Consider the following 19,841-nt stretch of genomic DNA (forward strand, 5'->3'; position numbering starts at 1 on the left):
GCTCAGCGCCCCTTGAACACGGGCGGGCGCTTTTCCAGGAAGGCCTGGCGCGCTTCCTTGGCGTCCTCGGTGCGCGACAGCGCCATGGTGATGTTCTGCTCGAAGCGGTAGCCGTCGCGCTGCGGCATCACGTCCATCATGTTGGCGGCCTGCTTGGCATAGGCCAGCGCGATCGGGCTCTTGGAGGCCATCTCCTGCGCAAGGCGCAGCGCGGCGGGCATGAGCTCTTCCGCCGGAACCACCTCGTCGAGCACGCCGCGGCGGTACAGCTCGGCAGCCGGCACGCGCATGCCGGTGAAGAACATGTGGCGCGTGAACGAGCGCCCGAACATGGTCCGCAGCATCGAGACGCCGCCGGCCAGGCCCACGTTGATCTCGGGCATCGCGAAGCTCGCGTCGTCGGAGGCCAGGAAGATGTCGCACGCGGCCATCAGGCCGAAGCCCGCGCCCAGTGCCGGGCCGTTGACGGCCGCGATGACGGGCTTGGCGCATTCGCGGATGGCGTTGCCGGTCTCGCGGGTCCAGCGGTTGTGGTCGAGGAAGTCGCCGGGCTTGTCGGCCGAGGGGCGGTCCTTCAGGTCGGCGCCGGAGCAGAAGAACTTGCCGGTGCCGGTGAGGATGGCCACGCGGATGTCGTCGCGCTCGGAGATCTCGTCGAACACCTGGATCAGGCGGTGGCGCGTGTCGCGGCTCAGCGCATTGACGGGCGGCTTGTCCAGCCGCACGACGGCGACGAACTCGGAAACTTCAAGACTGACGCTCATGACGAACTCCTGGCAACGTGGGACATGCCGCAGGCCGCCGCATCGGCAGCGGCGGCTTCGGTCGGGGAATACAGCAGCCGCGACGCATGCGCCATGCGGTCGCCGTAGCGGAACTCGGAGGCGAGCAGGCGCTGCGCCATGCGGGTGGCCAGCACCTCTTCGCTGACGCCCATGCCGCCGTGCATCTGGATCGCGCCTTCGGCGCACAGCCGGGCCGTCTCGGCCAGCGAGACTTTCATCAGGCGCAGCGTGCGGCGCAGGTCAGCGGCGCCGCGCTCGTGTTCCTGGAAGGCGTGCATCAGCAGGCCCTTGGCGCAGAGATAGCGCACATACATGTCCGCCGTGCGGTGCCGCAGCACCTGGAACGACGCCAGCGCCACGCCGAACTGGCGGCGCTCCTGCAGGTGCTTCACGGTCTGCTCGATCAGCGTGGCGAGCGCGGCCACGGTATCTGCCGCGGTGAGCAGCAGCGCGGCGTTGTCGGCTTGCTCGATGGCCGCGTCCACCGCGGCGCCGCGTGCGATGCACGCCACCGCCGGCACCGTCAGGCCGTCGAGCCTGAAGTCGGCGCTGCGCCGGCCTTCCATGGTGCGATAGGTGGCGCTGGGTGCGGGCATGTGTTCGTGATCGACCAGGAAAAGCGCCGTTTCGCCGCTGCCTTGCAGCGTGGCGGGCACCAGGTGGTGCGTGGCCGCCAGCGACACGTCCACGCCCTTCACCTCGCCGGTCAACGCGTAGCCGATGTCCAGCTGCTTCGCCGTCAGGGCGACCTCGTCGAGCGAGGCCGAGAGCGAGGTCAGCGGCGCGATCTTCGCGCTGCCTTCGCACACCGCTTCGAGCCAGCGCGCGGAGGTGTCGGCATTGGCCGCTTGCAACAGCAGCGGCGCGACCGCGCAGGTTTCGATCACGGGCAGGTGCACGCCGTGCGTGGCGAGCCCGACGACGATGGAGGCCAGGTCGGACAGCGTGCCGCCGACGCCGCCTGCTTCCTCGGGCACCAGCGTGCAGGTCCAGCCCATCTCGCGCACGGGGTCGGTGCCGGCGAAGTCCTTGGTGGTCTCGTTGTCCTGCGCGAAGCGCGCCGCGGCGTCCAGCAGCATGCCGGGGAACAAAGGGGTGAATGACGTCGACACTTTTCAGGCTCCCAGCAATTCATTGGCAACGACGTTGCGCTGCACTTCCGAGGTACCGCCGGCAATCGTGCGGGCGCGGGTGAACAGGTAGTTCTGCACCCAGGCGGCACCGGGCTCGCCCTCGCCCTGCTCCACCAGGAAGCGGTGCGCGGCGTCGGGGCCGACCGCGTCGAGCGCGATGGTGGTCAGGCGCTGGGCCACGTCGGCGCAGGTCATCTTGATGGCCGAGGGCTGCACGCCCAGCGGGCGCTGGTGGATCAGGTCGTCGGTGGCCTGGGCCATCATCACGCGCGCGCCCTTCACGTCGGCCTCCGCCAGCAGCAGGCGGTAGCGCAGGCTGCCGAAATCGCGGCGTCCCGCTGCAGCCTTGGCGGCCTGTTCGACCAGTTGCGTGACCTGCCGGCGCACCAGCTCCAGCCGCGCCACGTTGGCCGGGGGCAGGCGCTCGCGCTCGAGCAGGAACTTGGCGCAGGTCCAGCCCTTGCCGGGTTCGCCGATCAGGTTGTCGGCGCGCACGCGCACTTCGTCGAAGAACACTTCGTTCAGGTGATGCCAGCCGTCGATGGTGTGGATCGGCCGCACGGTGATGCCGGGCGTGTCCATGGGCACCAGGACCAGCGAGATGCCGTCCTGCTTCTTCGCTTCCTTCGAGGTGCGCACGAGCATGTAGATCATGCTGGCTTCGTGCGCGTGCGAGGTCCAGATCTTCTGGCCGTTGATGACGTACTCGTCGCCGTCCAGCCGCGCGCTGGTGCTGAGCGAGGCCAGGTCGGAGCCCGAGCCCGGCTCGGAGTAGCCCTGGCACCACCAGTCGCTGCCGTCGAGGATGCGCGGCAGGAAGCGCGCCTTCTGCTCGGGCGTGCCGAAGCGGATGATGACAGGGCCGATGTGGCCCAGGCCATGGTGGTACAGCGGCGGGCAGTCGGCCTCGGCCATCACCTCCTCGAAGATCAGCCGCTGCATGATGTCCCAGCCGGTGCCGCCGTGCTCGCGCGGCCAGCTGGGCGCGCCCCAGCCCCTGGCGGTGAGGATCTTCTGCCAGCCGAGGTATTCGCGCTTGGTGATCTTCTGGCCCGCGGCCACGACGGCGCGGATCTCCGGGGGGCATGCGCTGCGCGCGAAGTCCTCGAGCTCGCGGCGGAAGTCCGCGTAGGCGTGCGCCTCGCCGCTGGCAGCGGTGGCGGCGGGGGTGTCGGTGTTCGACATGTTCGTTGTCTCCTGTCCTGTGGTCCATGCGCGGCGCCTTGCCGCGCCAATCGGTGCTAGGCGGCCGCGGGGGCGTCCTTGCGCAGCCTGGTGATCAGTTCGTCGAGCGCGGCCACGGCGCCGCCGGCGTCGCGCCGGCGCAGGCACCGCGCCACTTCGCGCCGCAGCGGAAACAGGTCGGGCCGCGGCAGCACGGGAACGACATGCGTCATGCGTTCGCGCAGGATGGCGGTCATGGTCTGCGCCATCAGCATGAGCGCCTCGTTGTGTCCCGCGTCCGCGATGGCGCAGAAGAAGCGGCTGGCCGATTCGATGCGCTGTGCGATCGTGTCGGCGGGCTGGTGGCGTTCGATGGCATCGACGGCCTGCTCGACCGCTTCGAGTTCGGCTTCGCTCGCGCGTTCGCAGGCCAGGCGCAGCAGCGTGCCGTACAGCGTGCGGTAGGCCTCGTCGAGATCGGCCGAGCCCAGCCGCCCCTGGATCACCAGCGTGCGCAGCGACTCCGCCAGCATCATGTAGGCGCCCTTGTAGAACACCAGCGCATGGTCGGCGCCGCCGCCGCCCATGTGCTTCACTTCGCCGATGAAGATGTGGTGGTCGCCCGCCTCGTGGCAGGCATGCACGCTGCACTCGAAGCTGGCCAGGCAGTCGTCGATCACCGGCATGCCCAGCGGGCCGGCGCGCCATGCCACGCCTTCGAACTTGTCGGCGATCTTGCTGGAGGCGAAGCGGCCCGACAGCGCGTCCTGGCTCTGCGAGAGGATGTTGATGGCAAAGCCCTCGGCCTCGCTGAACGCGCCCACCAGGCTGCTGGCCTTGCGCAGGCTGAACAGCACCAGCGGCGGCTCCAGCGACACCGAGCTGAACGAGTTGCAGGTCAGGCCGACCGGCCGCCCGTTCGCGTCGCGCGTCGTGATGACGGCCACGCCGGTCGGGAAGCAGCCGAGCAGCTGGCGGAACAGCATCGGCTCGATCGGCGGGGCCTGAGTCACGTCGGACAGGGCATGGGTCATGGCTTTCCCCTCGGATGAGTCACCGGGCCGCGCCGTTTCAGGCGGCTGCGAGTTCGGGCACGACCTGCGCGACGTGCGGCGGGTCGTTGGCAATCTCGCGCTGCACCGCGGGCATGATCACCTTGGCCCACAGCTCCAGCTGGCGCAGCATGGTGGGGTGGTCGAAGTCGCCCATCTGCGTCTGGAACGCGTAGTGGCAGGGCTTGAGCGTGCGGATTTCCTTCACCACGCGCTCGATTACCTGGTCCACCGAGCCCACCGGCAGGTTGGCGCGCATTTCCTCGAGCGTGGCCTCGCCTTCGACGATGCCTTCCTCGACCTGGTAGTCGTCGGCCACCTGGGCGGTGCGGCGCTTCAGGCTCACGGCAATGCGGCGCTGGAAGCGTGCGCAGTCGAGGTAGCGCTCGACCTCGTCCTTGTTGTCGCTGGCGTAGGCCGCGCGCAGCACGCCGACCTGCACCTGGGCCGGGTCCTTGCCTTCGGCGAGCGCGACCTTGTCGATCAGGTTGCGGGTCTGGCGCAGCTTTTCCACGCCGCCGTCGCCGCCCGAGACGAACACATGGTGGCCGCCGCGCACCGCGCGGGTCACGAAGGTCGGGTCGACGCTGGTGATCCACATCGGCGGCATCGGCTGCTGCACCGCGCGCTGGCTGATGGCGCTCATGGGCTGCTGGTAGAACTCGCCGTCATAGCTGAACTTGGGCTGCTTCAGGCCCAGCTCGAGCATGTCGAGCATCTCCAGCGTGCGCGCCTTGGCGGTGTCGAGCGAGACGCCGAAGCGCTCGAATTCGAAATGCTGGTAGCCCGAACCGATGCCCAGGTTGAGACGGCCGTTGGACAGCTGGTCGACCATGGCCACATCGGCGATCAGGCGCGCGGGCTGGTACAGCGGTGCGACGACAATGCCGGTTCCCAGCCGGATGTTGCGGGTGACCGCGGCGCAATGCGCGATCATGGTCAGCGGCGACGAGCACAGGCCGTAGTTGCTGAAGTGGTGCTCGGCATACCACGCGGCACCGAAGCCCAGCTCGTCGGCCAGGCGCGTCTGTTCCACCGCGTCGCGCAGGATCTGGTGCGACGTCTTGTGCTTGTTTCGCTGCTGCATCAATATGAAGATTCCGAAATCCATTGCTGGTCTCCTTGTGGGCTTGGTTACGTGCCTTGATCGTAGGAGTGGGGTCCCCGCCCGGCTCACCACGCTTCGCACAGCTTCTTTGCGCTTATTGAAATGAAGGCCCTCGATTCGCTGCGGATCTTCGTCATCGTCCAGAGGAAGGGCAGCCTCTCGGCGGCCGGCCGCAGCCTGAGCCTGTCGCCCGCCACCATCTCTCGGCGCATCAGCGCGCTGGAGGAAGAACTCGGCGTGCAACTGGTCGACCGCACCAGCCGCAACCTCAAGGTGACCGAGGCGGGCCAGGCCTTCCTGGAGCATGCGGAGGTGGTGCTGGAGGCCATGGCACGGGCCGAGGAAGCGGCGCGCAATTCGAAGCTGCTGCCCGAGGGGCGCCTGCGCATCCACTCGCGCACGCAGATCGGCCTGCGCGTCATCGGGCCGCTGCTGCCGGGCTTCGCGCAGCGCCACCCCGACATCCGGCTCGAACTGGAGCTGTCGGAGCACCCGGTGAACCTGGTGGAGCAGGACTTCGACATCGACATCCGCACCGGCGAATCGAACGACTCCAACTTCGTCATCAAGCGGCTGCTCAGCAGCGACGAGGTGCTGGTGGCGAGCCCCGCCTTCATGAAGGTGCACAAGCGCATCCGCCACCCGAATGACCTGCTGCAGGTGCGCTGCCTCACCTACAAGCGCGAGCACGAGGCGGTCACCTGGAAGTACATCGACGAACAGGGCGTGCAGCAGGAGCTGGCCGTTCAGGGCGTGCTGAACTCGAACAACGGCGAGCTGCTGCGGCTGGCCGCCATGGGCGGCATGGGCATCGCGCTGCTGTCGGAGCCCACGGTGCGCGGCTGCATCCAGGACGGCACGCTGGTACGCCTGCTGCCCGAATACCGCTTCGCGGTGCGCGCGTTCTCGAACGGTGTCTACGCGGTGTTCCGCCAGAGCCGCACGCTGCCGCTGAAGGTGCGCGCCTTCGTCGACTTCATGGCCGAGGCGCTGCGCGAAAACGACGGCGCCTGAAGAAGGCGTCAGCCGCCGAAGCGGTGCGGCGGCAGGCCGGGGGCGGGTAATCCGCTCACTTCGAACAGCGCCCCGTCCTGCGGGCGGTCGCCCGAGAGGTTGGTGCTCTTCGAGAGCGAAGTGACGAAGGCCCTGTCGAGCCCGGGCCCTCCGAAGCACAGGCTGGTCGGATGCGTTGCGGGCAGTTCGACGACGCGGTCCACGCGGCCATCGGGCGCAAAGCGCGCCATCCTGCCGACACGTGGCAGCACGCTCCACACGAAGCCTTCCGCGTCCACGGTCGCGCCGTCGGGGCCGGAGCCGAAGCTGTCGGTCTGCGCAAAGGCACGCTTGTTGGCGAGCGGCCCGTGCGGTGAATAGTCGTAGGCCCAGATCGTGCGCAGCGGGCTGTCGGCCACGTAGAAGGTTCGGCCGTCCGGGCTGAAGCAGGGGCCGTTGGTCAATGCGAAGCCGTCCGCCAGCAGTTCGACGTCGCCACCGGGCCGTAACCGGTACAGCCCACCGCCGATGGGCTCGCCGGGCTGGCGATGCACGTGCAGCGTGCCCGCCACGAAGTTGCCCCACGGGTCGCACTTGCCGTCGTTGAGGCGCACGTCCGGGCGGTCGGTGTCGATCAGCGCGATGGTCTGCAGCGTGCGCGTGCTCAGGTCGTAGTGCGCAAAGCCGTGCTTCAACGCCACGAGCACCGCGCCGCTTTCGCACAACGCAATCGAGCCGACGGGCGCGGGCAGGCTGTGCTGCTCCGACTCCCCGCTGCCGGGCCAGTGGCGGTGCAGCGTGCCCGCCAGCGAATCGATCCAGCAGACGGCGCCCGAGCGCGTATCCCAGCAGGGGCTTTCGCCCAGCAGGTCCCGGGTCGTGCCGAGTTCCCGAACAGTGAATGCATCCATGGGACCGCAGTGTGGCAACGCACGGCGCACGGCCGGCGGCGCATCGTGAAAACCAGCTTTGCGCGTCGTGCTCTCCCATGGCGGCCGCACGCTCCTAGAGTCCGGCAGATGAACGAACCCACCGCTCCACCGCCCCTGCAGGGCATTCGCGTCGTCGAGCTCGGCAACTACATCGCGGGCCCCGGCACGGCGATGTCGCTGGGCGACCTCGGCGCCGAGATGCTGAAGATCGAATCGATGGAAGGCGACATGGCGCGCCACACCGGGCACTTCGGCCACGCGATGCTGCGCGCCTACAACCGCAGCAAGAAGTCGATTGCGCTCGACCTGCGCCAGCCCCGCGGGCTGGAGGTGGCGCGCCGCCTGATCGCCGGCGCCGACGTGATGGTGCAGAACCTTCGCCCCGGCGCCGCCGACGCGCTGGGCCTGGGCGCCGAAGCGCTGCGCGCGGCGCACCCGGGCCTCGTGCACGTCTCGATCAGCGGCTTCCCGGCCGATGCGCCCTCGCGCGACCGGCCCGGCTACGACATCGCGGCGCAGGCCGAGAGCGGCCTCATGTCCGTGACCGGCGAGCCGCAGGGCCTGCCGCAGAAGGTGGGCGCCACCATCATCGACACGGCCAGCGTGCAGGTGGCGACGCAGGCCATCCTGGCCGCGCTGTTCCGCCGCGAGCGCACCGGCCGCGGCGAGACCATCCGCGTGTCGCTGCTGGAGGTGGCGCTGAACCTGCAGCTGGCCAACTGGAGCGACTACATGGTGCGCGGCGTGGAGCCCACGCGCAGCGGCGACGGCCAGCCGCTGAGCGCGCCGGCGGCCGACACCTTCCGCACGCGCGACGGCATGGTGGTGATCTCGGCCTACGTGCAGGCGCACTGGGTGCGGCTGTGCGAGACCATCGGCTGCCCCGAGCTCGCGACGGACGCGCGCTTTCTCACCAACGAGTTGCGCGTGACCAACCGCCCCGCCATGAAGGCGGCCGTGAGCGAGCGGCTCGCGCACTACGGTACCGGCGAGTGCGTCGAACTGCTCACGCGCAACAACATCGTGGTGGGCGTGGTGCGCAGCTATGCCGATGCGCTCGCGGGAGCGGACTTCCGCGCCAGCGGCATGGTCATCGAGGCCGCGCCCAACGGCGACGTGCCGGGCTACGCCAGCTTCGGCCTGCCCTACGAGCTGTGCGACACGCCGCGCCGCCGGACCCAGGCCGCGCCGGCACACGGCGCGCACACCGAGGAACTGCTGCGCGAGGCGGGCTACGGCGCCGCCGAGATCGAGGCACTGCGCGAAGCCGGCGTCGTCAAGGGGGCGAACCCGCCCGTGCCGGTGCGCAACCTACAAAGCAGCTTTTCACACCCTGCAGCACCTTGAGCCGGCCCCGTCGATAGACTGCCTCGACTGGACTGGCGGCAGCCATTCACCCCCTAAAAGAGATCGGAGACAAAGTGATTTATCGAAAACTCATCGCCCCGCTGTTGCTCGGGCTGGCCGTGGTTTCAGGCGCGGCGCAGGCACAGCAACCCATCCGCCTGGTCGTGCCCTTCGCAGCCGGCGGCGGCACCGACCAATACGTGCGCCTGCTGGCTTCCGAGCTCACGAAGAAGGGCACGCAGGTCATCGTGGAGAACAAGCCCGGCGCCAGCGGCATCATCGCCGCCGACTACGTGGCCCGCTCGCGCCCCGACGGGCTCACGGTGCTGGTCTCGTCGCTCGGCACGTTGGCCAACAACACCGTGCTGTACGACAAGCTGCCCTACGACCCGAAGAAGGACTTCGCGCCCGTCTCGCAGATCGGCTACCAGCCAGCGATCATCGTCGGCCGCATCGACCTGCCCTACAAGAACATCAAGGAGATGGTCGCCTACGCCAAGGCCCATCCGGGCAAGATCAACCGCGGCTCGCCGGGCGAGGCCATCCTGACCAACCTTGCGCCGCTGAGCTTCGAGCGCAACAACGGCTTCAGCACGACGCACGTGCCCTTCAACGGCGATGCACCGGCCGTGCAGGCGCTGCTGAGCAACACCATCGACATCCACGGCACCTCGCTGACCGGTTCGCTGTCGCTGATCCAGGCCGGCAAGCTGCGCGTGCTGGGCGTGATGGACAGCCAGCGCCTGCCGCAGGTACCCGACGCCCAGACCTTCAAGGAGCAGGGTTACGACTTCGAGGCCGTGCTGTGGTATTCGCTCTCGGTACCGTCCGGCACGCCGGGCGAATCGATCCGCCGCCTGAACAAGGCCGTGAACGAGGTGATCGCGCAGCCCGACTTCGTCACTCGCGCGCGCGCCATGGGCATGGAGCCGCGCGGCGGCACGCCTGAAGAGCTGGCGAAGTTCGTGCAGACCGAGTTCGAGCGCTGGGTGCCGATGCTCAAGAGCCTGAACCTGCCGAAGCAGTCGCACTGAGCCGGGCGCGGCGCGCGCCGTGGGTCGTCAGGCAGACGGCCTGGCCAGCGTCGCCAACTTCTTCCTGGCCGCCTGCAAGAGGCCACCTCGTTCGACGGGCAGCGCTGCCTTGGTATCCCCCAGCGCGACGATCTCATGCACGGTGGCTGCCGAGATCCTGGATGACAACGGATCGCGCGGTGACATGTCGTTGAATCTCCCGAGCGGGATGACGTGCACCTTGAGGTGCCGGCCCATGGTTTTCGACAGCTTCTGGCAAGCCGCCGCCATGGCGGCTTCGTCCGGGACCAGCTGGCCGTGCACGACGAGCAGTTCCACGGTGCCCTGCGCGTCCTCTCCCAGCACGAACGCGCGCACCACCGAGTCCTTGAACCTGGACCGCAGCATGGAGCGGATCGGCTCTGCCGCGGCGAACGATCTCAGCGCGATGCTCCGGAGTTCGTCGTGGAAGACGAAGGAGCGATCGACCTGGACCGTCTCGGCCTGGTCTGCCTTCGCCGCCTGCCGCCTCACGATGCCGCTGCGAACGAGATGCTCAACGGTGAGGGCGGCCTCGGCCTCGGCCAGCTTCGAGCGCCGTGCAAGCTCATTCGTCGGGAACTGTTGATCGGGGGCCGCGTACAACACCGTGAGGAGCTTCTGCACTTCGGGGGAGAAAAGGAAATCCGCGGCGCTCATCCTTGCCTTGCTGCTGATACGAAGGGCGCCATTATCCGGATGGGTCAAGGCGCATGGCGGCGCCCGTGCGGCGGCAGGCTCACTTCCATGCCTGTGCTTTCCTGCTGTTCATGCAGCCACTGCACGACGCGTTCGGCGCGCCTGACGCCGATGCCGCGCACCGGATACCACCACGTCATGCCCGCATCGTTGATGCGCCGCACCAGCTGCCTCAGCGTGCCGAAGCCCGCCTGTGAAAGTCTTTCGGACAGCAGCGGTTCGAACCAGGCTGCAACGCTGTCGTGGGCTTGCGGCGCATTTCGGCGCGCTTGCGGTGTGTCCATGGGGTCTTCTTCTTCCTGCGCAACGTGTACCGGCCCCCTGCGCGAATGCGAACCCGTGCGTCGCAGCGAGCGCACTGGCCGGGGTGGATCGGATGGGCTTCCGCTGTACTTTGCACGGGGCGTGCCAACCGCCAAGGCGTTGATCCGCAAGGGATTTCTGAATGGCCGGCTGGGTGATGCAAGTCATTCAGACAAATTGCGTGTCCGATTCTTGGACATGTGTCTGGTAGACGATCAGGGTTTACCGCAGAAGAGCCTGTTGCTCCTCCTTATTGCCCACGGGGAACAAACCGGAGGCCCCAAAGACACGCAAACCGTTGATCAGCCAAGCCTGCGGAAGCTGGCGTTGCGAGAACCTCGATATCGAGGCGAGTCGGACTCGCAAACTACCAAGCACCACGACTATTCGGATGTGGTCGCGACAAGCGAATCGATCAGCGCCCTCGATGCAGACGACAGCCGCCGATGCGGTGCATAGATTACCGAAAACGGCCGCGAACGACCACGCGCCGGTGCCAGGACCTCGACGGCTCGCCCTTGCGCAATGAGATCCTGCGCGATGAAGTCATAGGTCTGGCATATGCCAAGGCCGCTTTGGGCGAGCGTGACCACGCCCAGCACATCGTCTGATACCTGCAAGCCGCCTTGCGGCACCCAATCGACGTCGCGTCCATCCGCCCGCAGGATCCACGGCGACACCCGCCCGGTGCTGGGCATCACGAAAGCCAGGCAGCTATGCCGCGCCAAGTCGCCGATGCCTGCCGGCGCCCCGGCGCGGGCGATATAGCTCGGTGCGGCGATCAGGCACATGGCCGCGTCCTCGAGCTTGCGCGCGACCAGTCCGCTGTCCGGCAGGCTGCCCATCCGGATGGCCAGGTCGTAGCCTTCCGCCACGAGGTCTACGTTGCGGTTGGTGATGTTCAACTCGATGCGCACCTGTGGATGCTGTGCCGAGAAGCGCTGCAGCAACGCAGGCAATCGATGATGGGCATAGGTGGTGGGGGCACTCAACCGTACGCTGCCCTTCAACTCATCGCCCTGTCCCTGCATCGTGCGCTCGGCCTCGTCGATCAGCGCGAAGGCCGCGCGCGACTGCTCCAGGTACAGCCGCCCCTGCTCGGTCAGGCTCAGGCGCCGGGTGGTTCGCCGCAGCAATTGCACGCCCAAGCGCGCCTCGAGGCGCGTGATCGCCCGGCTCAGCACTGATGGCGTCGTGGCCAGCGCGACCGCGGCCGTCGTCATCGATCCCTTCTCGACCACTGTGACGAAGGTCTCCACATCACCGAGGTGACCGAATCTGCGACTCATTTGGTCCTTTCGAGAATAAATATTTTCCTCGAAGGCCAGTTTATCCCCACGAGTGCAATCAATACATTCAAGTCATCGCTGCGACCGCGAGCGCGTCACCGGCCATAACCAACAACCAACAGGAACCCACCATGGACATGCAACTCAAGGGCAAGACCGCCATCGTCACCGGCGCGACGGCCGGCATCGGACTGGCCATCGCCCGCTCCCTGGCGCGCGAAGGCGTGTCGGTCACGATCACCGGACGCAGCCGCGACAAGCTCGATGCGGCAGCCGCCGAAATCGTTGGCGCGGCGCCAGGCAGCGAGGTGAAGACCGTCGTCGCCGACCAGAGCACCACCGAAGGGGTGGCTGCATTGATCGGCGCACAGCCGGACACGGACATCCTCGTGAACAACCTCGGCTACTACGAGGCCAAGCCCTTTGCCGACATCACCGACGAAGACTGGCTTCGGATGCTCGACGTCAACGTGATGTCGGGCGTGCGCCTGTCGCGCCACTATTTCCCGCGCATGCTCCAGAAGAACTGGGGCCGCGTGATCTTCATGTCGAGCGAGGTCGGCGCCTTCACGCCCCCGGACATGGTGCACTACGGCGTCAGCAAGTCGGCGCAGCTCGCGGTGTCGCGCGGCATGGCCGAGCTGACCAAGGGCACCGGGGTCACCGTCAACAGCGTGCTGCCTTCCGCCACCCGCTCGGAAGGCATCGTGGATTACCTGCGGCAGACGGCGCCGCGCGCCGGCATGACCGACGCCGAGATCGAGGCCCACTTCTTCCAGACCTACCGGCCCAGTTCCCTGATCGCACGAATGATCGAAGCGGATGAGATCGCGGCCATGGTGACGCTGCTTGCGAGCCCCTTGGGTGCGGCGTCGAACGGCGCCGCCGTGCGCGTCGAAGGCGGGACCTTCCGCTCGATCCTTTGAACAGGAAATCCAGCATGCCCAACGATCTCGTCATCGTCGCACTCGTTCAAGCCAAGCCAGGTCACGAAAAGGCGCTGGTCCAGGCCCAGGCGAAGCTGGTCCAGGTTGTACGCGAGCAGCCGGGCTGCATCAGCTATGAACTGCATGAGGCCATCGATCAGCCTGGAAAGGTCGTGTTCTTCGAACGGTGGCTCGACCGGACATCCTGGGAGCGCCATATGCGCGGAGCCCACATGGACGCATTTCGCGCCAATGCGGGTCCCTTGATCGGGGCCTTTGAACTTCTGCAGTTGCGCCAGGTGGCTTGACCGCGGCTCGCCTGGCCATTTCTTTTCACATCAGGTTTTTTCATCATGCGCCATCGTTCATTTCAACTCGCGGCCCTCGCGTTGGCCGCCCTCCTCCATCACCAGCAAGCCGCCAACGCGGCGGACAGCCTTCCACTCGAGCGCTGGCGCAGCTATGCCGGCGTGAGTTGGGAGCCCTCGAAGGACGGCAAGGACCCGGCCCCGTTCGCCTCCTCGGTCAGCGCGCCCATCGCAGGGCTGCACTTCGATGCACGAGGCACCGCCTACGTGAGCACGCCACGCCTCGTGTCGGCGTCTGCGCCCGCAACACTCAGCAGGCTCGACACCCGGGCGGAGACCGGTCCCGCGCGGCTGACCGCATTTCCTTCGATTTCGGGCAACGCCGTGGCTGCCGCGCCGCAGGACAGCCTGCGCAACGTGCTCGGCTTCCATGTCGACCGCAGGAACGGCTGGCTGTGGGCGCTCGACATGGGTTTCGTCGCCGGCGAGACCGAGGCTCCCGCGGGTGCCCAGAAAGTGCTGGTACTTGATCTGAAGTCGGGGCGCACCGTGAAGCGCATCGCGCTGGACGGCGTGGCCGACCGCAAGGGCAGCTTCCTCAACGACATCGCCGTGGACGAGCGCCGCCGCATCGCCTACATCTCCGACAGCGGCATGCGCAGCGCACCCGCCAACATGGTGGGCCTGATCGTCGTGGACTTCGCCTCGGGTGTGGCCCGACGCGTACTCGACAGGCACCCGAGCCTGCAGATCGAACCCGGCGTCAAGGTCGTCTCCCACGGCGCGGAAGTCTGGCCGGGCAACCCGCTGCTGCTCGGCATCAACGGCATCGCGCTGTCGCCCGATGCGCGCACGCTGTACTGGACCGTGACGACAGGAACGCGCGCCCGCTCGGTCCCGACATCGGTCTTGCGCAATGCGGTGTCGAGCGATGAACAGATCGCCGCAGCCATCCGCGATCTCGGCGCGGTAGGCGGCAACACGGACGGGATCGTGACCGACACCAAGGGCAAGCTCTACATCACGGACGTCACCCGCAACGGCATCGTGAAGTACGACCCGCGCACCCGGGCGATGTCGCTGATCGCATCCGACGACGGCGTTCAGTGGCCCGATACGCCCGCGATCCTTCCGGGCGGCGATCTGGTTTTCACGTCGAGCGCGCTGAACAACCACTTCGCGGGTTCGGTCAAGAGTGGCGAGGAGCGCTATGAGTTGTGGCGTCTGCCGCTCGACGGCCGGAAGACCAAGGCCAACTGAAAGTACGGGGGCATGGAGGGGTTGTCACCCGCTTCCTGGCGATGACCCGTCCCACGGCGGGCCAATATTGAATACTTTTTATTGCTTCTCGCACACCCAAGGAATAAGCTGCGCACTCGTCTGACGACGAACAAAAATAAAGGAGCAGCGATGATCAGCGTTCCATCGCCGCGCGCCGCGCGCGGGCTTGCATATGCATCCCTGGTGTTCCTGGTGGGGTCCGGCGGCGACGGAGGAGGCGGCGCCAGAGCGCAGGGCCACGATCCGGCGCTGGCGAGCACGTCCGCATCGGCCAACAAGCCGGTGCCGCCGGACGGACAGCCGGCGACCCTCACCAGCCCGTCCCCCGGCACCAAGTTCGCCAGCCGCAGCGCGACCTTCGTCTGGAGCAACACGGGCGCCAACCAGTACGGCTTGACGATCCTGTCGGCCTCTTCGACGACACCCGTGGTGGACACAACGACAAGCGCGACAACGCTGACGGTGACAAACCTTCCCATCGACGGCGCGGGACTCGTGGTCAGGCTGCGCTCCCGATTCAAGGGGAAGTGGCTGCCGGCCAACGAGTACCCGTTCACGGCCGCCGGGTACACGGCAGCGCAATCGACCGCCGCAGTGAAGCCCTGGTCCGATCCGATCGCGCTGCCGCTCGTGCCCGCGTCGGCCGCCAACCTGCCGGACGGCAAGCTTTTGATGTGGGCGGCCCGCTCGCCCACCAGCTTCAGCACGAACAGCAACGAGGCCTACACCTACACCTCGGTGTTCGACCCCGTCACGCGAAGCGCCAGCCCGCTGATGGTCACGGCCACGGGCCACCAGATGTTCTGCCCCGGCCTGAGCATGCTGGGCGATGGCAGCGTGCTGGTCAGCGGCGGCAGCGACGCGGCGAAGACCTCGATCTACAACCCGGCGCTGGGCGGCTGGGTGGCAGGTGCGCAACTCGGTATCACACGTGCCTACCAGGCGAGCACGACGATGTCCGACGGCTCCGTGTTCACAGTCGGGGGGTCGTGGAACGGTGGGCAGGGCGGCAAGTACGGCGAGGTGTGGTCGGCCGTCACCCAGACCTGGCGCACGCTGTCCGGCGTGCCGGCCAACATGCCCGACGCGAGCAATGTCTCGGACCCGCCGCTGGCCGGCCCGGACGCGGCCGGGGTCTACCGGGGCGACAACCACATGTGGCTGTTCGGCGCCGCCAACGGCTGGGTGTTCCACGCCGGTCCCGCGGCAGCGATGCATTGGATCGACACGCGCGGCAGCGGCGCCATCCTGCAGGCCGGTCCACGCAGCGACGACCCCTATGCCATGACGGCCAGCGCCGTGATGTACGACATCGGCAAGATCCTCAAGCTCGGCGGCGCGCCCAACCACGACAGCGGAGACGCCTTCAAGACCGCATACATCATCGACATCAGCGCGGGCGCGCCGACGCCGCCCACGGTGCGCAAGCTCTCGCCGATGGCCTATGGCCGAACCTTTGTCAACAGCGTGGTGTTGCCCAACGGCGAGGTGTTCGTGATCGGCGGGCAGACGCAGCCCGTTCCGTTCTCCGACTCCTACAGCGTGCTGGCGGCCGAGCTGTGGAGCCCGGGGCTCGAGAGCTTCATCACGCTGCCGCCGATGCAGAAACCGCGCAACTATCACAGCGTGGCCTTGCTGCTGATGGACGGACGCGTGCTGGCGGGCGGCGGCGGGCTGTGCGACTGCGCGGGCGACCACCCCGATGCGGAGATCTACACGCCACCCTACCTGCTGACGAGCGACGGTTCGCCGGCACCCCGCCCGGCCATCACGGCCGCGCCGGCCAGCGCCACGTGGGGGAGCCAGATCGCCGTGGCGACCGACCGCGCGGCGGCCCGCTTTGCACTGGTGCGCATGGCATCCGCCACGCACTCGGTCAACACCGACCAGCGTCGCATCCCGCTGTCGTTCACGGGCACGGCAGGCAACTACCAGCTGGCGATTCCGGCCGATCGCGGCACGGTGCTGCCGGGCAACTACATGCTGTTCGCGCTCGACGACGGCGGCGTGCCGAGCGTGGCGCGCACCATCAACATCCGGTAGCAGTGGCCGGCACGCTTCGCAAGCCGAGGCTTTCGATGACGCTGGCGCTGGCGCTCGGAACCGCACTGGCCGCCGGCCAGGCATGGCCCGGCGAGCGTGAGGCCGGCGGGCATTCCTCCGCGGCGCGTGGTGCGCGCCTGTTCGATGGCACCGAGCCACTCGCCGGCACGCTGTCCGGCCACAGCGCGCCGCTGCCGGGCGCAGCGACACGCTGCATCCAGTGCCATGCGGGCCCCGGCAAGTCCACTGCCGCGGTCTCCGGCTTCGCGCCGCCGCTCGACCGGCGCCAACTGCGCGAAGTCTTTCCGCGGCGCGGCGGCCCGCCCGTCGCGTACGACAGCGCATCCTTCTGCCGCACGCTGCGCACCGGCGTCGACCCGGCCCACGTCACGCTGCCCCGAGCCATGCCGCGCTTCGATGCCGACCAGGGCCAGTGCGCGGCCTTGTGGGACTACCTCACGCAGGCCCTTCCCGAATGAACGCGCGTGGCCCCCTCATACCCGCCCGGGCTGCACCCCTCGGGCGCCGGCGCCTGATTGCCGCCGGTGCAATGGCTTGGCTGGGTGTGCCTGCGGCCCGTGCAAACGCCAGCGTCGGCCCCGTGATGCCGGCGGTGTCGGCGCCGGCCTTGCCGCTGCGGCGCCACGACGGCGCCACGCCGGTGCTCGCGGCGCAGTTGCGGGGCGGCCCGACCGCCGTTCAATTGATGTTCACCGGTTGCAGCACCGTCTGCCCGATCCAGGGGGCCTTGTTCTCGACGCTGCAGGCGGCATTGCTGGCCGAGCGCCACACGGCGGTGCGCCTGCTGTCGCTGAGCATCGACCCGCTCGCCGACGACCCCGCCGCACTGAGCGCCTGGTTGCGGCGTTTCGGCGCCAGGCCAACATGGAGTGCGGCGGCGCCGGCCCCCGAGGCGCTCGAGTCGATGTTCTCGCTGTTCACGGGAGGCGCGGCGGCGGGCGACCGCCATACCGGCCAGGTTTACCTGTTCGATCGCCATGCCCGCCTGGTCTGGCGTACCAGCGAACTGCCGCCGGCCGAAGAGGTCATGGCCGGGCTGCGGCAGATCGGTTAGGTTGCAGTTCGCATTCGCGCCCGCGGTCGCGTGGTCCCGCGCGCCAATGCTGACAAGCGAAAGGCGCTCAAAGGCGGCCGCGCTCGGCGTCACGATCACCCGTGCCCGGGAATACCCTCTGTCTCCTCCGAAGTCTTCTTGCCTACAGTTCTTGTATGCAAGACAAGCGTTTGCTTGCATGCAAACCTCAGGCAAAGACAGACAGGAGACTCCATGCCCCGCTTCGCCAAATCGCTTTTCGGTCAGGTGGTCATCGCGCTGGTGCTCGGCGTGCTCGCGGGGCTCCTGGCGCCCGAGTACGCCGTCAAGCTCAAGCCGCTCGGTGACGGTTTCATCAAGCTGATCAAGATGATCATCCCGGTGCTGGTGTTCTGCGTGGTGGTGCATGGCATCGCCGGCGCGGGAGACCTCAAGCGCGTGGGCCGGGTGGGCGTGAAGTCGCTCATCTACTTCGAGGTGCTGACTACCATCGCGCTGGCCATGGGCCTGGTGCTGGCCTTCGTGTTCCAGCCCGGCGCGGGCATGAACGTCGACCCCTCCAAGCTCGATGCGACCGCGATGAGTGCCTATGCGTCGAACGCCGACAAGCTCACGAGCGGCGGCACGATCGACTTCCTGATGAAGCTCATTCCGACCACGGTGGTCAATGCCTTCGCCACCGGCGACGTGCTGCAGGTGCTGCTGTTCGCGGTGCTGTTCGGCTGCGCGCTCACGCTGCTGGGCGATCGCGGCAAGCCGGTGGCGGTGGTGGTCGACGTGCTTTCGCTGGTGCTGTTCAAGATCATGGGGATCATCATCAAGCTGGCGCCGCTGGGCGTGCTGGGCGCCATCGCGTTCACCGTGGGGCAGTACGGCATCGGTTCGCTCAAGCAGCTGGGCATGCTGGTCGCGCTCTTCTACGGCGCGGTGCTGATCTTCGTGTTCGTGGTGCTCGGGCTGGTGATGCGCATGTCGGGCTTCAGCCTGATCAAGCTGCTGCGCTACCTGCGCGAAGAGCTCACCATCGTGTTCGCCACCACCTCGTCGGACAGCGTGCTGCCGCAGATCATGGCCAAGCTGCGCCGCATGGGCATCCGCGATTCGACCGTGGGCCTCGTGATCCCGACCGGCTACTCGTTCAACCTCGACGCCTTCTCGATCTATATCACGCTGGCGGCCGTGTTCATCGCACAGGCCACCAACACACCGATCTCGATGGCCGACCTGCTGACGATCCTCGCGATCGCGCTGGTCACCTCCAAGGGCGCGCACGGCGTGCCGGGCTCGGCCATCGTGGTGCTGGCTGCTACGCTGCATGCCATTCCCGCAATTCCCGCCATCGGCCTCGTGCTGGTGCTGTCGGTCGACTGGTTCATGGGCATCGCCCGCGCGCTGGGCAACCTGATCGGCAACTGCGTGGCGACCGTGGCCATTGCCGCCTGGGAAGGGGACATCGACCGCGAACGCGCGCATGCGGTGCTCAACGGCAGCTATTCGCCCGACGACGAGCCGCTGGCCGAAGCCGGGTCCGTGGTAAACGCTGGCACCGGTACCGCCTCCAGCGCCCACTGAAAAAAGACATGCCTGCCGACGTCAGCCCCACCGTCATTGCCGAACGCGTCGTCGAGGCCATCCTCGCGCAGAAGCTCGCACCGGGCGAGCGGCTCGGCGAGCAGGCGCTGGCGGAGAACTTCTCGGTGAGCCGCACGATGGTGCGCGAGGCGCTGATGCAGCTGCAGGCGCGCGGTTTCGTCGAAGTGCAATCGCGCCGCGGCTGGTACGTGGTGGAGCCCTCGGCCGAAGAGGCGCGCGATGCGTTCTCGGCACGGCGCATCGTCGAGGCGGGCATCCTGGAAGCGAGCGCGGGGCGGCCGCTGTCGAAGGTGATCCGCAAGCTGCGCGACCACATCGCCGACGAGCAGCGCGCCATCGACGGCGCCGACGCCGCCACCCGCGCCTTCCTGCTGGCCGACTTCCACGTCTGCCTGGCCGAGCAGATGGGGCACCAGCTGCTGGTCGACGTGCTGCGCGACCTCACGGCGCGCACCACGCTGGCGGCCACGCTCTACCAGTCGAAGCACGAAGCGGGACAGTCGTGCACGGAGCATCGCGCCATCGTGGCGGCGCTCGAAGCGGGCGACACGGCCAAGGCGCGCCTGCTGATGCTCGATCACATCGGCAATGTCGAGCGTGCACTCGAAGTGGATGCTGCCGCCGAAGCGGACGCGCCAAGCCGCTTGCGCGCCACGCTGGCGCCCGTGGCGCTGCCGCGCACCAAGCGCTGAAGTTGTGCACTATTGCCGCGAAACGCTCTTTATTCGATAGCAGGCAACAACCAGCCCGCCATCGTTTGGGGCGAATCCCGCCCTCGA

The 19,841-nt window shown here is 67.9% G+C and carries 20 protein-coding genes; 11 read left to right on the forward strand and 9 right to left on the reverse strand.

The annotated features are described in order from the left end of the window. Nucleotides 1-2: 2 nt before the first annotated feature. Genes ACEOAB_RS20630 through ACEOAB_RS20650 form a run of 5 tightly spaced genes read right to left on the reverse strand, consistent with a single transcriptional unit; the run spans nucleotide 3 to nucleotide 5,245 of the window. Nucleotides 3-764 carry an enoyl-CoA hydratase/isomerase family protein gene (locus ACEOAB_RS20630; RefSeq protein WP_413750206.1) on the reverse strand — a complete coding sequence of 254 codons (762 nt, stop codon included), beginning with the start codon at nucleotides 762-764 and terminating at the stop codon, nucleotides 3-5. After that, nucleotides 761-1,897 (reverse strand): acyl-CoA dehydrogenase family protein, encoded by a 1,137-nt coding sequence (locus tag ACEOAB_RS20635; RefSeq protein ID WP_495653086.1) that lies wholly within the window; start codon nucleotides 1,895-1,897, stop codon nucleotides 761-763. The genes ACEOAB_RS20630 and ACEOAB_RS20635 overlap by 4 nt, the downstream gene beginning before the upstream one ends. 3 nt (nucleotides 1,898-1,900) lie before the next feature. Further along, nucleotides 1,901-3,103, reverse strand: a complete 1,203-nt coding sequence (locus ACEOAB_RS20640) for an acyl-CoA dehydrogenase family protein (protein ID WP_056593361.1) — start codon at nucleotides 3,101-3,103, stop codon at nucleotides 1,901-1,903. 56 nt (nucleotides 3,104-3,159) lie between these two features. After that, nucleotides 3,160-4,116 carry a flavin reductase gene (locus ACEOAB_RS20645; RefSeq protein ID WP_413750204.1) on the reverse strand — a complete coding sequence of 319 codons (957 nt, stop codon included), beginning with the start codon at nucleotides 4,114-4,116 and terminating at the stop codon, nucleotides 3,160-3,162. Nucleotides 4,117-4,153: 37 nt separating this feature from the next. After that, nucleotides 4,154-5,245, reverse strand: coding sequence for an LLM class flavin-dependent oxidoreductase (locus ACEOAB_RS20650; RefSeq protein ID WP_056593364.1), 1,092 nt, complete (start codon nucleotides 5,243-5,245; stop codon nucleotides 4,154-4,156). Nucleotides 5,246-5,344: 99 nt separating this feature from the next. Here ACEOAB_RS20650 and ACEOAB_RS20655 point away from each other — a divergent pair, with 99 nt between their 5' ends. Then, complete coding sequence (locus ACEOAB_RS20655) at nucleotides 5,345-6,256, forward strand: LysR family transcriptional regulator (protein WP_413750203.1); 912 nt, start codon at nucleotides 5,345-5,347, stop codon at nucleotides 6,254-6,256. 8 nt (nucleotides 6,257-6,264) lie between these two features. Here the strand turns inward: ACEOAB_RS20655 and ACEOAB_RS20660 are convergent, their stop codons facing one another. Then, nucleotides 6,265-7,146, reverse strand: coding sequence for an SMP-30/gluconolactonase/LRE family protein (locus tag ACEOAB_RS20660; RefSeq protein ID WP_413750202.1), 882 nt, complete (start codon nucleotides 7,144-7,146; stop codon nucleotides 6,265-6,267). A gap of 108 nt (nucleotides 7,147-7,254) precedes the next feature. Here ACEOAB_RS20660 and ACEOAB_RS20665 point away from each other — a divergent pair, with 108 nt between their 5' ends. Both ACEOAB_RS20665 and ACEOAB_RS20670 read left to right on the forward strand, forming a co-directional pair. Beyond that, nucleotides 7,255-8,514: a CaiB/BaiF CoA transferase family protein gene (locus tag ACEOAB_RS20665; RefSeq protein ID WP_495653087.1), complete on the forward strand. Its 1,260-nt coding sequence runs from the start codon at nucleotides 7,255-7,257 to the stop codon at nucleotides 8,512-8,514. Nucleotides 8,515-8,588: 74 nt separating this feature from the next. Then, complete coding sequence (locus ACEOAB_RS20670; protein WP_056593373.1) at nucleotides 8,589-9,548, forward strand: Bug family tripartite tricarboxylate transporter substrate binding protein; 960 nt, start codon at nucleotides 8,589-8,591, stop codon at nucleotides 9,546-9,548. Nucleotides 9,549-9,575: 27 nt separating this feature from the next. Here the strand turns inward: ACEOAB_RS20670 and ACEOAB_RS20675 are convergent, their stop codons facing one another. The 3 genes from ACEOAB_RS20675 to ACEOAB_RS20685 all read right to left on the reverse strand — a co-directional run bounded on the left by ACEOAB_RS20675 (nucleotide 9,576) and on the right by ACEOAB_RS20685 (nucleotide 11,857). Beyond that, nucleotides 9,576-10,226 (reverse strand): hypothetical protein, encoded by a 651-nt coding sequence (locus tag ACEOAB_RS20675; protein WP_413750333.1) that lies wholly within the window; start codon nucleotides 10,224-10,226, stop codon nucleotides 9,576-9,578. Nucleotides 10,227-10,270: 44 nt separating this feature from the next. Next, the gene (locus ACEOAB_RS20680) at nucleotides 10,271-10,549 is read right to left on the reverse strand and encodes a phage integrase family protein (protein WP_056593379.1); all 279 of its coding nucleotides are present in this window, start codon (nucleotides 10,547-10,549) and stop codon (nucleotides 10,271-10,273) included. A gap of 402 nt (nucleotides 10,550-10,951) precedes the next feature. Beyond that, nucleotides 10,952-11,857 (reverse strand): LysR family transcriptional regulator, encoded by a 906-nt coding sequence (locus ACEOAB_RS20685; protein WP_413750334.1) that lies wholly within the window; start codon nucleotides 11,855-11,857, stop codon nucleotides 10,952-10,954. A gap of 131 nt (nucleotides 11,858-11,988) precedes the next feature. Between ACEOAB_RS20685 and ACEOAB_RS20690 the strand changes: the two genes are divergently transcribed. The 8 genes from ACEOAB_RS20690 (at nucleotide 11,989) to ACEOAB_RS20725 (ending at nucleotide 19,754) form a co-directional block, all read left to right on the forward strand. Beyond that, entirely contained in the window at nucleotides 11,989-12,783 is a 795-nt protein-coding gene (locus ACEOAB_RS20690; RefSeq protein WP_056593385.1) for an SDR family NAD(P)-dependent oxidoreductase, read from the forward strand. Nucleotides 12,784-12,797: 14 nt separating this feature from the next. After that, nucleotides 12,798-13,091: a putative quinol monooxygenase gene (locus tag ACEOAB_RS20695; RefSeq protein WP_413750335.1), complete on the forward strand. Its 294-nt coding sequence runs from the start codon at nucleotides 12,798-12,800 to the stop codon at nucleotides 13,089-13,091. A 45-nt stretch (nucleotides 13,092-13,136) separates the two neighbouring features. Beyond that, nucleotides 13,137-14,351, forward strand: coding sequence for an L-dopachrome tautomerase-related protein (locus ACEOAB_RS20700; protein WP_413750336.1), 1,215 nt, complete (start codon nucleotides 13,137-13,139; stop codon nucleotides 14,349-14,351). A 150-nt stretch (nucleotides 14,352-14,501) separates the two neighbouring features. After that, nucleotides 14,502-16,415 (forward strand): galactose oxidase-like domain-containing protein, encoded by a 1,914-nt coding sequence (locus tag ACEOAB_RS20705; protein WP_413750337.1) that lies wholly within the window; start codon nucleotides 14,502-14,504, stop codon nucleotides 16,413-16,415. Between the two features lie 2 nt (nucleotides 16,416-16,417). Then, on the forward strand, nucleotides 16,418-16,894 hold the full coding sequence (locus ACEOAB_RS20710) for a hypothetical protein (protein ID WP_495653088.1): 477 nt from the start codon (nucleotides 16,418-16,420) through the stop codon (nucleotides 16,892-16,894). Nucleotides 16,895-16,965: 71 nt separating this feature from the next. Further along, nucleotides 16,966-17,490, forward strand: coding sequence for an SCO family protein (locus ACEOAB_RS20715; protein WP_495653089.1), 525 nt, complete (start codon nucleotides 16,966-16,968; stop codon nucleotides 17,488-17,490). 213 nt (nucleotides 17,491-17,703) lie between these two features. Continuing rightward, entirely contained in the window at nucleotides 17,704-19,041 is a 1,338-nt protein-coding gene (locus tag ACEOAB_RS20720; protein WP_413750766.1) for a C4-dicarboxylate transporter DctA, read from the forward strand. 8 nt (nucleotides 19,042-19,049) lie between these two features. Next, nucleotides 19,050-19,754, forward strand: coding sequence for a GntR family transcriptional regulator (locus ACEOAB_RS20725; protein ID WP_413750767.1), 705 nt, complete (start codon nucleotides 19,050-19,052; stop codon nucleotides 19,752-19,754). Nucleotides 19,755-19,841: the final 87 nt, after the last annotated feature.

The sequence above is a fragment of the Variovorax sp. Varisp53 genome (assembly GCF_059491555.1).

Coding starts and splice junctions, on each gene's coding strand:
- ACEOAB_RS20665 (WP_495653087.1), top strand. CDS start 7,255: ATGAACGAACCCACCGCTCCACCGCCCCTGCAGGGCATTCGCGTCGTC.
- ACEOAB_RS20645 (WP_413750204.1), bottom strand. CDS start 4,116: ATGACCCATGCCCTGTCCGACGTGACTCAGGCCCCGCCGATCGAGCCG.
- ACEOAB_RS20650 (WP_056593364.1), bottom strand. CDS start 5,245: ATGGATTTCGGAATCTTCATATTGATGCAGCAGCGAAACAAGCACAAG.
- ACEOAB_RS20695 (WP_413750335.1), top strand. CDS start 12,798: ATGCCCAACGATCTCGTCATCGTCGCACTCGTTCAAGCCAAGCCAGGT.
- ACEOAB_RS20630 (WP_413750206.1), bottom strand. CDS start 764: ATGAGCGTCAGTCTTGAAGTTTCCGAGTTCGTCGCCGTCGTGCGGCTG.
- ACEOAB_RS20705 (WP_413750337.1), top strand. CDS start 14,502: ATGATCAGCGTTCCATCGCCGCGCGCCGCGCGCGGGCTTGCATATGCA.
- ACEOAB_RS20675 (WP_413750333.1), bottom strand. CDS start 10,226: ATGAGCGCCGCGGATTTCCTTTTCTCCCCCGAAGTGCAGAAGCTCCTC.
- ACEOAB_RS20690 (WP_056593385.1), top strand. CDS start 11,989: ATGGACATGCAACTCAAGGGCAAGACCGCCATCGTCACCGGCGCGACG.
- ACEOAB_RS20680 (WP_056593379.1), bottom strand. CDS start 10,549: ATGGACACACCGCAAGCGCGCCGAAATGCGCCGCAAGCCCACGACAGC.
- ACEOAB_RS20725 (WP_413750767.1), top strand. CDS start 19,050: ATGCCTGCCGACGTCAGCCCCACCGTCATTGCCGAACGCGTCGTCGAG.
- ACEOAB_RS20720 (WP_413750766.1), top strand. CDS start 17,704: ATGCCCCGCTTCGCCAAATCGCTTTTCGGTCAGGTGGTCATCGCGCTG.
- ACEOAB_RS20715 (WP_495653089.1), top strand. CDS start 16,966: ATGGCTTGGCTGGGTGTGCCTGCGGCCCGTGCAAACGCCAGCGTCGGC.
- ACEOAB_RS20655 (WP_413750203.1), top strand. CDS start 5,345: ATGAAGGCCCTCGATTCGCTGCGGATCTTCGTCATCGTCCAGAGGAAG.
- ACEOAB_RS20685 (WP_413750334.1), bottom strand. CDS start 11,857: ATGAGTCGCAGATTCGGTCACCTCGGTGATGTGGAGACCTTCGTCACA.
- ACEOAB_RS20660 (WP_413750202.1), bottom strand. CDS start 7,146: ATGGATGCATTCACTGTTCGGGAACTCGGCACGACCCGGGACCTGCTG.
- ACEOAB_RS20640 (WP_056593361.1), bottom strand. CDS start 3,103: ATGTCGAACACCGACACCCCCGCCGCCACCGCTGCCAGCGGCGAGGCG.
- ACEOAB_RS20700 (WP_413750336.1), top strand. CDS start 13,137: ATGCGCCATCGTTCATTTCAACTCGCGGCCCTCGCGTTGGCCGCCCTC.